A 12384-nucleotide genomic window follows, 5' to 3' on the forward strand; every position below is an offset into this window, starting at 1 on the left:
TCATGACAACTGCCTTCGACGCTCCACTCAACGAGTCTTTGCGCGATGCGATGCTCGCCCTGTATTTGCACGAAGCCGTGCCCAACGATGCCTACCTGATTGAGCAGGAGTTGACCCACCGGATCAAGACCGCCGACGACCTCTATGAGTTCTGGTTGCTGGACGTGCTGGTCAGCCAGAATGTGCCCACCAGCCCGGTGGCCTGCGCCATTGCCAGCCTGCAGCAGCTGGTCAACAGCATGATGCTGAATATGGAGCCCGGTTACCACGACGACAGTCTCACGCCCGCGCAGGCCAAAGCCTGGCGCGACGGCCTGAACCGTTACCCGATCTGGGCGGCGATCCAGCAGTTGCACTACTTTCCGGACATCTATCTGGACCCGACCCTGCGCCTGACCAAGACCGACAGCTTCGAGCAGCTGGAAAACGACATCAACCAGGCGCAGATCCAGCCGGATACGGTGCAGGCCGCGGTGTTGGCTTACCTCGCACGCTTCGAGGAAATCGCCAATCTGAAGGTCTGTAACGGCTACATCGACGGCGAAGACTTCGCCAACAGCACGTATTACTTCATCGGTAAATCTCCTGCCGAAAACGCCTATTACTGGCGCTCGCTGGATATGTCTCAACGCCCGGTGATGACACCTGCGCAAGGGCCCGGCGATATCCCGGCCAAGTTCGACAAGCCCCTGCCCAATGCCTGGTCGGACTGGAAAAAAGCCAACGTGCCGATTTCGGAAAAGGCCCTGGAGCATACGATTCGTCCGTGCTGGTTCAACAACCGCTTGTTCGTGATCTGGGCCGAGGTAGAGTTCCAGGATTCGGACGCGATCGTATCCCCAGACGATGGGAAAGCGGACACAACCATCAAGGTGCATCCGCGGTTCCGTTTATACGCCAGCTACAAGAAATACGATGACAGTTGGAGCACACCACGGGTCTACATCGACAGTTATTGCCAGACTGACGCACTGATCAAGAAGACGCCCGAGGTCGTTAAAGAGCAAACCCAGACCATCGCGGTCTACGACCACTCGACGTCACCCGAATCGATGGTGTTGATGTTGTATTCCAACTACCAAGCCGACACATCAGATGAACCGGATGAGACTGGCAATAGAGACGGATACGACTTTCTCAGAACCGTGCGAATCGACAAGAACTTCAACGTGACGTCGCTGTTCCCGGCGGAAGGTGTTGTACCCCCTCATACAGCGGGCACGATGGCTCTCGCTCCAGAAGATGAAGACAAGAGCAAGGGACATGTGCAACTGATTGGCCACATTTTCGCCAATGCCAACAAGAACGCTGGCCGGCTTCAATACTGGCTTCCTACCGCCACGCCTGTATTCGGTAGCGTTACTCACCACACGCCGAACGAAGAGAAAGACACTTGGGACTTCCGAAATTGGCAGTCGCGGATTCAGACGAGCACAAAAGATGTCGATCTCGTTTACAACCGGACACGCTCGAATATCGAACTGACCGTCAGGCTGGATGAAGGTTTTCCGGACGTCCATATCATGGAATTGTCCATCTATGATCGCGAACATACAACGAAACTTTTCAAGGTAACCCTGGTATTCCGTGAGACGAATAAACACCATGACTGGGTCGATCTGCTTGACGGCTCAACGATAGAGCCTGTCGGCACCGACTACATGGATGTGGACAATGGTGCGTATTGCTTTAAAGGCTATCCGGACATCCTCAGAAGTTTGATTGCAGACCATAACAGACCCACTGAGTTTTCAGTACCTAGAACCAAACGAGGAGGGTCCGCGAGCCTGGAGGGGAAGCTTTCAAATAGAAAAATTCTCTATGGGATTCTCGCGGGTGGTACGGCTCATTCTCCCGTGATTTTTACAACGTTCTGGCGGTTTGCTGCTAATGACACAAGTGAGTTGCCAATTAGTCCCCACCTTGATCGCACTATCGGCGGTAATTATGGCTACCAGTTAGTTGTCCTGCATCCATCGGACGTTCAGGACGATATGCAGCCTGCAAAACTCGAAGGCATGCGCCTGTTGGCTCAAACAGGCATCGTTACCAGTTTGCCCAAGGATTCAATGCTTTTAACTTCATTCTCGATCGACCAGACCACTCACCAGCCCGATGGTTGGCCGGTGACGTGGCCCGTTGACCCAAAAGACGTCAATATCCCGCTTGTTTATGGCGTGTTGGTCTATGAGAGGCGCATTTTTACAGGTTGGACGCTCAAGGGCGGCGCCCTGAAGGCGCTGACCGTCGGCTGGGGCGAGGCACTTGGAGCGACACCGAAAATTGCCCCCAGCATCGACAATTTGGTCGATTCAACCCTGGGGGATAGCCCGTCACTGGGCAAAGCCCAGTTCATTGACTTTACGGGTTCAAGCATCGAACTGAGCGAGGGATGCTCCACTGCAATGGCATTACGGGCACCGATCCGCATGAATACCGTTTTTGCCAGGCAATTGATCAATCGTGCCGAATCCGGCATGGAATCGCTGCTGAGCTGGGACTCCCAGCAGATGAAAGAACCGCCCATTCCCAACGGCCTCGGCGCGCAGCCCATGGATTTCTCGGGCGCCTACTCCCTGTATTTTCTCGAACTGTTCCTGTACCTGCCCTGGCTGGTGGCTCACCGCTTGAACGAAGAGCAGCAGTACGACGAAGCCAAGCACTGGTTGTCGTATGTCTTCGACCCCTCACGCCAAAGCAGCGCCCCGGGACATCCCGGCTACTGGCAGGCCGTGCCGCTGGAAGAGCCCGTCTGGCCCGGCCCGGCAGACCCCAGTCAGGCCATGTTGCATCCGGACGACCCGCACCAGATTGCTCTCAGTTTCCCGGTGCACTTTCGCAAGGCCTTGTATGGGCTCTATATCGATATCGAGGGCAACCAGGCTGACCAGGCCTATCGGGAATTGACGCCGGATGGGCTGGCAGAGGCCAAGCTGCGTTACGTGCATATTCTGGATCTGCTGGGCAGGCGCCCGGATGTCCGGCAAGTCGACGACTGGACGCCGATCAGCCTGGGCGAGCTGAGCACCGCGAAAAATAAGGATCTGCGCGCGTTCGAGCAGCAGTTGATCGCGGCGCAACAGGACCGTCGGCAACAGCCTCCGCTGTGCATTGGCAAGGCCCCGGCCTCGGAGGACGCACCGCTATTGTGTATTCGGCCCTACGCCGAGGATCCGTCCTTGCCGGGCGTCGATAACCCCCATTTGCGCCGTCCCTTCAACCCCGAACTGATTCAGCGCTGGGAACGGGCCGAAAGCCGCCTGTACAACCTGCGGCATCATCTCGACATAGCGGGCAACGCCTTGAACCTGCCCTTGTTCGCCGCACCGCTGGACCCTCGCGCGCTGCTCGCGGCCTGGGGCCAAGGCTTGTCCGGTGCCGCCCTCAGCCGCTTGCTGAGCCCGCAGATTCCCCATTATCGCTTCAACTTCATGTTCGCCCTTGCGCAGAATGCGGTGGACAGCGTGATCCAGTTCGGCTCGACCCTGTTGTCGTTGATCGAACGCAAAGAGCAGGCGCAGTACCTGGAGTTGCAACAGCAGCAGGCCTGGAATCTTGCGAAGGTGGCTGTGGACATACAAAGACAGGCGATGGAGATCGACAACAAAAATAGGGATGCCCTGCTGGCCAGCCAAGCCGTCATTGCCGGACGGGTCGATCACTATGAGATGTTGGTGAACGATGGTGTGAGCGGCTGGGAAGTCGCAGCGGGGGCCGCTGTCTATCTGGGGGGCTTGGCCCAAACCGGGGCCTCCCTGGTGCAAATGGTCGCCGAAAACGTAAAAACCGCACCGAACATCGTAGGCTTTTCAGTGGGGGGGCAACGCCTTGAAGGCCCCGCCTATTCCGTCATGGCCGGGCTTCATGCGACGTCGACAGCGTTTTACACCGATGCTCAGGTCATGGATCGTGTCGAAAGTCTACGCCGCCGCGCTCAGGAATGGACCCATGCCCGAGACCAGGCAAAACTTGAAGCCGAGCAAATCAAGGCACAACTTGCCGTCTTCGATGAGCAACACAAAGCCACCCAACTGCAATTGCGCCAGGCGCAAACCGCCTTGGAGCAGGCCAAGGCCACCCATGACTTCCTGCTGAGCAGCAACCGCTTCAGCAAATCCCAGACCTATGACTGGCTCAACAGCAAGTTCGCCAGTTTCTACTACAGCGCCTACAACACCGCTCAATCGCTATGCCAGGCGGCCGAAGCCTGCTGGCAGTACGAAATGGGCGATTTCACTCAGACCTTTATCCGTCCCGGGGCGTGGAACAGCAGCTACCGCGGCCTTGGTGCCGGGGAAGAACTGAAAATGAGCCTGTTGCAGATGCACCGTGAGTATTTGAAAAACAATAAGCGCGATCTGGAAATTCGCAAAACCGTGTCGCTCAAGTCGCTGTTGGCCAAGGATCCAGGTTCAAAAACCAACAAAGACTGGGCGGGTATTCAAGACGATCTGAAGAACAATGGCAGCTGCCAATTTGAGCTGACGCAACAAATGTTCGACGACGATTACAAGGGTCAGAATCACTACCTGCGACGAATCAAAACCATCAGCGTGACGCTGCCTGTCACCGTCGGTCCCTATCAAGATATCTGCGCGGTCCTGAGTCAGAGCTACAGCAAGGTTGAAATGTCGTCCACCGCCGGCCAAGCAGTCAAAGAAAACCTGAGAGCGAGCCAGCAGATTGCGCTCTCTCACGGCGTCGATGACAACGGCCAGTTTCAGCTCAACTTCCAGGATGAACGTTACCTGCCGTTCGAATACACCGGTGCCATATCACGCTGGAGCCTGACCTTCCCCAATCCTGAAGCCCAGGAGGCCATGCTCAACTCCCTCACCGACATCATCGTGCATGTGAGTTATACAGCCAGACGTGAGGGCGGTTCGCTATGAATGAACAACAGCAACCTTTGATGCAAGTCAATCCCCCCTCCCTGCCCAAAGGCGGCGGCGCCATCCAAAGCATCGGCAAGGGGTGGGGCGCGGTGGGCACCAACGGTGCGGCATCGCTGGAGTTGCCCTTGCCGATTTCCCCCGGCCGCGGCTTTGCCCCGGCACTGGGGCTGGGCTACAGCAGCGATGTGGGCAACAGCCCGTTCGGAATCGGCTGGCGGATGACGGCCAATGCCATCACCCTGCGCACCACCAAGGGGGTGCCAACCTATGACGGCAGCGACCAGGTGGTGGGACCTGGCGGTGACGTGTGGATGCCCGAGCGCACTAAAGATGGCTCGCTGATTTCCCGAACCGAAACCACCTACAACGGCAGGCCACTGGGAAGCGAGCACAAGGTGGTGCGCCACTGGCCGCGGGTCGAGGGCGAGTTTGCGCTGATCGAGCATTGGTCCACCACAACCGACACCGCGGGGTTTTGGCTGATTCACGGGGCCGATGGCAGCCTGCACCTCTACGGCAAAACCGAAGATTCGCGCCGGGCCGACCCGACTCGCCTGGAGCATGTCGGCGTCTGGATGATCGACGAAAGCCTCAACACCCGAGGCGAGCACATTGTCTACGAGTACAAGCCGGAAGTGGACGCCCCCGCGCCGCCGCAGTTTCGCGACTTCCGCGCGCAGCGCTACCTCAAGCGCGTGTGTTACGGCAATGAAAAGGCCCATCCGCACCTGTACGCCTGGGACGCCGACAGCTGGAAACAGGAACAATGGCACTTTCATCTGGTGTTCGATTATGGCGAGCGCAGTACGCAGCTTGAGACCGCGCCCACCTTTGATGGAACGCAAACATGGCCTGAGCGCAGCGACCCGTTCTGGAACTACAGCTACGGGTTCGAACTGGGCACTCGGCGCCTGTGTCGGCAAGTGCTGATGTTTCATCACTTCCCCAAAGAGTTGGGGGCCGCACCGGTGCTGGTCCAGCGTCTGTTGCTGGAGCACCGACCTAGTCCGTTGGGCTACAACCACCTGACGGCCGCGCACGTCCAGGCCTATGACAGCCTGGGCCAGGTCGAAAGCCGACCGCCGATGGAGTTCAGCTACAACGCTTTCGATCTCGACCCGCGGCATCAGGGGTTCACGCCGCTCCCGGACATGCCCGGGCTCAACGACGGGCAGCGTTATCAACTGGTTGACCTGTACGGCGAAGGCCTGCCAGGGGTGCTGTGTCGCTATGACAAGGCCTGGTACTACCGGGAGCCGTTGCGTAGCGCGGAGGGTGGCGACGGAGTCGATTACAGCAACTGGAAACGGCTGGAGCACATTCCGGTGGCCGACAGTAGCAAGCCGATCCACCAGTCGCTCACCGATCTGACCGGCGATGGCAAGCTGGACTGGGTGGTCGCCCGACCGGGGATGAGCGGTTTTTTCACCCTCGATCCGGACCGCAACTGGTCCAGTTTCGTGACCTTCGATGCTTTCCCCAGAGAGTTCTTCCACCCCATGGCGCGCATGGCCGACCTGGTGGGTGACGGCCTGAGCGACATGGCGCTGATCGGCACCCGCAGCGTACGCCTGTACGCCAACCGTCGCGAGGCAGGGTTTGCCGACGGCATCGATGTGCCTCGCCGGGATAAAACCGTCGAGGAGGATGACGATGACCTGCCGCTGCTGAGCAACACGCCGACCGAACTGGTGGCCTTCGCCGATGTGCTCGGCAGCGGCCAGCAGCATCTCGTGCGCATCCGTCACAACGAAGTCAAATGTTGGCCGAACTTGGGCCATGGGCGTTTTGGCAAAGGCTTCGTGCTGTGTGCCTTGCCGTTTACTTATGCCGAATTCAATGCTTCACAGGTGCTGCTGGCTGATCTCGACGGCTCGGGCGCGGCCGATCTGATCTATCTGGAGCCCGATCACTTTCGGGTTTTCATGAACCATGCCGGTAACGGCTATAAACCGGCACCTGTTGAAATACAGCCTTGGCCCGACGGTGTGCGCTACGACTCACTCTGCCAGGTCAGCACCGCTGACTTGCAAGGGTTGGGCTGCTCCAGCCTGATTGTGACGGTGCCGCACATGGAGCCACGACACTGGCGCTATGATTTCGTCAAGGCCAAGCCCTATCTGGTCAACGGAACCTGCAACAACATGGGCGCCAGCAGCGGCGTGAGCTACCGCAGCTCGGCGCAGGAGTGGCTGGACGAGAAGCAGGAGCAGCACCTTGCCGGGGTCGAAAACCCGGTCTCCCATCTGCCGTTTGCCATGCACCTGGTGAGCCAGCAAACCCAGCTCGATGAAATCACGGGCAACCGACTGGCCCAGGGTTTTACTTACCGTGGTGGTTATTACGACCGCTTCGAACGAGAATTTCGAGGCTTTCGCCTGCTGATGCAGACCGACACCGAAGCCACGCTTGCCGAACGCGCAAGCGCCGGTTTCACCGCGCCGATCCTGAGCAAGACCTGGTTCCATACAGGCGAGGCCATCGACGTGTCGAGGGAGGGTTATTACAACCGCGATCCGTTGGCCGTTGACCTGAAGTCTGCACTGCTGCAGAGCTACCATTTCAATGATCGTGCAGCACAATCCTTCACTACTCCAGACGAAGACACCGCACGCGAAATTGCTCGCAGCCTGAGCGGCAGGGTCGTGCGCTCGGAGGTCTACGCGGCGGACGACGATCCGACCACCGCCGTTCCCTATGTCGTACAAGAGAACCGCTATCTGGTAAGGGTGCTGCGCCCCAAAGGCAAGCATCAGCCTTACGCGGTACTTCAGCCCATGGACCTGGAGTCAATCAGTTACCACTATGAACCGCAGATCCCGGACGATCCGTTATGTCAGCACAGCCTCAACCTTGAGTGGGATGAATATGGCAGCGTCGTCCATGGGGTCACTGTGTACTACGCCCGCCGCAAAACCGTCGACGATACACCGCCCTTCAGTGACGAGTATCACAAGACCTGGTGGAAGGACGCCCATGACTCGGCTCAACAGTGTTGGTACCTGACGCAGACCAAGGCGCGGCACATCCACCTGCCGGATCCCAGCGCCTGGCGTCTCGGCCTGCCATATCAACAGCGCAGCAATGCACTGGTACTGGAAAAGACGGCGTTGTGTCCCGACACGATCAACCATGAGCACTTCCTTGAACAAAGCCAGGACGATGGTGACTGGGCGAAACAATCGGTGCTGACCGGCTTGTCTTTGCAACACTACGCGGACCCCGTCAGCGGTCAAACCTTGGCACCGGGCAACGCGACCTTCGAAGGGTTATCCGCCTATGTGGAAACGGCGGAATTGGATGAGGTCGCCCTGAGCGCTTACGACAAGCTCAAGGACGAGCAAGGCAATATGCCCTTCAACCTGAAAGAAAAACTCGAATCGCCCGAAGTCGGTTACCACATCATGGAACTGTTCTTGCCCGAGGGGAAAAAGGAACCGATCACTGACCCGGAGGACGCGAAAAACTATTTGTGGTCCGTGCGCAAGGGCTTCCCCACTTACCATAAACTGGACGGCTTTTATAACGTCCAGATGTACCGGGAGACTCAAAGCCACGGCGTTACCCAGGTCACCTACGACGACTACTGGTGCGTCATCAGAGCCGTCACATTGCCGGACGGTTGTACCACCCGCAGCCTTGGCATCGATTACCGCTCCTTCCTGCCGGCGGCCATCGAGGATGCCAATAGGAATATTCAGGAAGCCCGTTACAGTGCGTTCGGTGAGCCGCTGGTCACCAGTTTTCACGGTACCGAACTGGGAGTGCCCGTGGGTTTCGATCCTCTGGAGACCTACGTACCCCCTTCAGATCGCGATCCTGCTATCGCCATTGCCGATCCGAAAAAAGCCATCGGCCATTTCGCCAGCGCCGGTTTTTGGGACACCTTCTGCTGGATGGGCCGGGTTTCCCGGACGTCACCGCCGTCACCTGAGTGGCGGAGCTGGGCCAGAGCCGAAGGTTTTGTACTGCCCAGCGGGCATCTCTGTCACCGGGCCCGGCAACACCTTGAAGGTTTGGAAAACCCCGACGCGAACGAGCAGATCCTCAAAGCGCAGATTGACGCTGCGCACCGTGAGCCGGTGTACTCCGTCGGCCTGTTGGCCGACCGCTACCCCGGCGATGCACAGATGCAAGTCCGGGTGAGCATCGCGTGTCTGGACGGTTTCGGCCGGGCGCTGCAAACCAAGCAGGAAGTCGAACCGGGCAAGTCCTGGCGGGTCGATGAAAATGGTGAATTGATCCTCAAGCCCGACGGCACGCCGCAAGAGGCCGACGTCCTGCGACGCTGGCGAGTCAGTGAGCCGGTCGAGTACAACAACAAGGGTGAGACAGTACGGATTTACCGGCCGTACTTTGCCGATCAGCCGCGCTACATCAATGATCGGTCGATGCGCCAGCACGCTTTTCACGACCAGCAGTTTTATGACGCGGCAGGCCGCCCGACCGAGACGGTGCTGGCGAAAGAAATGTTGCAAGGCGACCCGCCGCAACTAAAACCGTTACGCCGGGAACAGCAATACCGCACCTGGTACAACATCGCCTTCGATGAGAACGATTTGTTTGAGCCGCCACCCGCGCAACGGCGAACTATGAGGACACTCCATTGAATACGGACATTCATTCACATACCCCACAGCTGGCGGTCATCGACAGCCGTGGTTTGCCGGTGCGCCAGATTGCGTACTGGCGGCAGGATGCCGGCGAACTCATCGCCCAGGCGTGGGTCAACCGCACTGTCTTCGACCCTGCGGGTCGGGCGATTGCCCAGTGGGATCCACGGCTGTTTCAGGATGCTTCGGCCCCGGCCAATCTGAGCACCCTCCACGGGTTGTCCGGTGTTGAACTGTGTACCCGCAGCGTCGATGCCGGTTGGCGGGTCAATCTGTTGGGCGAGACCGGTGCGCCGATGCAAAGTTGGGACGGCCGGGGCTCGCGGCGCAGCTGGGAGTATGACGATCAACTGCGGCCTTTGGCGGTGTTTGAGCAAGCGGCCGTTGGCGAGGCCTCTTGCACAGAGCGTATGGTTTACGGCGTGGGCAGTCAGGCCTTTGCCGACCACAACCAGTGCGGCCAATTGATCCGTCACGATGATCCGGCCGGGACGTGTCATTTCAGTGAGTTCGGTTTAACGGGTGCTTTGCTTGATCAGCAACAGCACTTCCTGCAAGCGCTGGACTCGCCCGACTGGCCTTTGCCCGTCAATGAGCGCGATGCCTTGCTTGAGCCAGGTGCGGGCGCTCACAGCGCTTTTCACTTCAATCCGCTGGGTGAGTTGCTGGAGCAGACCGATGCCCAAGGCAATCGTCAGCGTTTCAACCAGACCGTTGACGGCCAACTGCGCGACGCCTGGCTGCACCTCAACCATGCGCCGCAAGCCCAGCGGCTGGTCAGTGGCATGGACTACAACGCACAAGGTCAGATCGAGCGGCAAGCCGCTGGCAACGGTGTGATCAGCCAGTGGGATTACTGCACGAAGGATGGTCGATTGGTTCGTCTGCATGCCAAGCGGGCCAACGGTGAGCCCTTGCAGGATTTGAACTACGGTTATGACCCAGTGGGTAATATCCTGAGCATTGAGGACAAGGCCCTGCCGGTTCGGTACTTTGCGAATCAGCGAATCGAGCCGATCAACCGCTACGGCTATGACAGTCTTTACCAACTGATCGAGGCGACGGGTTGGGAAGCGGGGAGTGCCAACAAGGGCCCCTCATCCATCGAAGACCCCCAGGCCGTGGCCAACTACCGCCAAATCTATCGTTACGATGCCGGTGGCAACTTGCTGGAACTGATCCACCACGGGCCGCAGCAACATGGGCGACGGCTTACCGCCGCGAAACACAGCAACCGCTGTCTGCCTGAGCGCAATGGTCTCCCGCCGACCGAAGCGGAAATAGCCGCGGGATTTGACGACAACGGTAACTTGCAGGCCTTGGAGCCGGGTCGAATACTGAGTTGGGATACGCGCAATCAACTCCATCATGTGAGTCCAGTAGAGCGGGCATCGGAACTCAACGATACCGAGCGTTACATCTACGGCGCTGACGGCATGCGCCAACGCAAGGTGCGCTCGACGCAAACCAGTGCACGCACAGTCATCAGTGAAACCCGCTACTTGCCGGGACTTGAAGTGCGCAATATCGAGGGTGAGGTTCTGCATGTCATCACGGCCCAGGCCGGCGGTGCGACGGTGCAAGTGTTGCACTGGGAAACGCGGGTGCCCAAGCATCTTGGTAATGACCCCTATCGCTACAGCCTGGCTGATCACCTGGGTTCTTGTGCACTGGAGTTGGACAGCGAGGCCAGGATCATCAGTCGGGAAATTTATCATCCCTATGGCAGCACGGCGTTCAGTGACCAGGGAGACTCAAGCGAGGAGAGTTATCGCACGTTGCGTTACTCGGGCAAGGAGAGGGATGCGACGGGGCTGTATTACTATGGGTTCAGGTATTACGTGACACAGCTGCAACGATGGTTGAATCCGGATCCCGCGGGTGACATCGATGGATTGAATTTTTATCAAATGGTAAACAACAATCCTGTCAAGTTTTTGGATGAACTTGGGCTTAATGGTGTTGTGCCGGATTCGGTTAATGAATGGGAAGAGGTAGGCAGGGCGCGATCATTGAAAATTTATGACTTTGCCAAGACGCAGGGGAAAGTTTACAGCGGGCCACCGTCGAAACAAATTAAGGCAAAGCAACGAGATCTTGAACTGAATCCAGATTATAAGTATGTGCCTGGCTCACTTAAATCACTTGTGGCTCATTCATATGCGATAGCCCCGGTGGTAGATGCCAGATTTATGGGTTTTTTTAATATCGAAGCCCCCAAGCAAGGTCCTACAGCGTACCCTGGGGTTGACAAGGAATATACAAGCGTGGCGGGGAATGGTGAGTTCTATATGGATCATGGAACATACAAGATAGATAATGTTTCAAGCTATTTGGAAAGGCTGAAGAAAGACTATACGGACGCAATAATTAATCCGCTCCATATCAGTGACTTTAGACCCGAGGAGTTGGCGGCGTACCCGACACTTTCCAGGACGGTCGCTGAAAGCCATACACTTCAGCCGGTCGTGGAGAAGTGGATTGAGACGCATATTGAAAATAGTAAAAATATTATTCCTGTGCTAGCGGGTGGGCCTGGAGCTCACGCTGAAGTGCGGTTGCTTAATACAGTTGTTGCGTTGCATCCGGGTGATGCTGAAATAGTGCTTTCCGATCTTCATTTATTTACAGATGTTATTTTTGGTTCGAGTGCGCCTTCGAAGTTTGTCGGGTGTTTTAACTGCAGTGGAATCATACCGGAGTCGGTAACTGTCCACACAGGAAGAAGCTCTTACAACTATGAAGATTACAATAGTACGGTCCTTCGTCACACGATGAGTTCGTAGAGGGCCGAACGCTATTTTCAGGAATCTCCCCAAAAAAGATAGCTCCCATTCAACCCACTGCGGATAGGGGACGCAGTCGGCTGAACGGGG

The 12384-nt window shown here is 57.6% G+C and carries 3 protein-coding genes; all 3 read left to right on the forward strand.

The genetic code is table 11. The features are described 5' to 3' along the window. The first annotated feature begins 2 nt into the window (after positions 1-2). The 3 genes from CKW29_RS20465 to CKW29_RS20475 are packed head-to-tail and all read left to right on the forward strand — an operon-like array spanning position 3 to position 12294. A complete protein-coding gene (locus CKW29_RS20465) occupies positions 3-4892 on the forward strand; it encodes a neuraminidase-like domain-containing protein (protein WP_095148996.1) in 4890 nt (1629 codons plus the stop codon). Next, entirely contained in the window at positions 4889-9505 is a 4617-nt protein-coding gene (locus CKW29_RS20470) for a SpvB/TcaC N-terminal domain-containing protein (RefSeq protein ID WP_095148997.1), read from the forward strand. Before CKW29_RS20465 ends, CKW29_RS20470 begins: the two co-directional genes overlap by 4 nt. Continuing rightward, a complete protein-coding gene (locus CKW29_RS20475) occupies positions 9502-12294 on the forward strand; it encodes an RHS repeat-associated core domain-containing protein (protein WP_256584925.1) in 2793 nt (930 codons plus the stop codon). Before CKW29_RS20470 ends, CKW29_RS20475 begins: the two co-directional genes overlap by 4 nt. Positions 12295-12384 lie beyond the last annotated feature (90 nt).

It is taken from the genome of Pseudomonas sp. Irchel s3a18 (assembly GCF_900187535.1).
Taxonomy (GTDB): Bacteria; Pseudomonadota; Gammaproteobacteria; order Pseudomonadales; family Pseudomonadaceae; genus Aquipseudomonas.

What these genes read in the sequence shown, in the direction of transcription:
- CKW29_RS20465 (WP_095148996.1), top strand. Translation starts at nt 3, where the DNA reads ATGACAACTGCCTTCGACGCTCCACTCAACGAGTCTTTGCGCGATGCG.
- CKW29_RS20470 (WP_095148997.1), top strand. Translation starts at nt 4,889, where the DNA reads ATGAATGAACAACAGCAACCTTTGATGCAAGTCAATCCCCCCTCCCTG.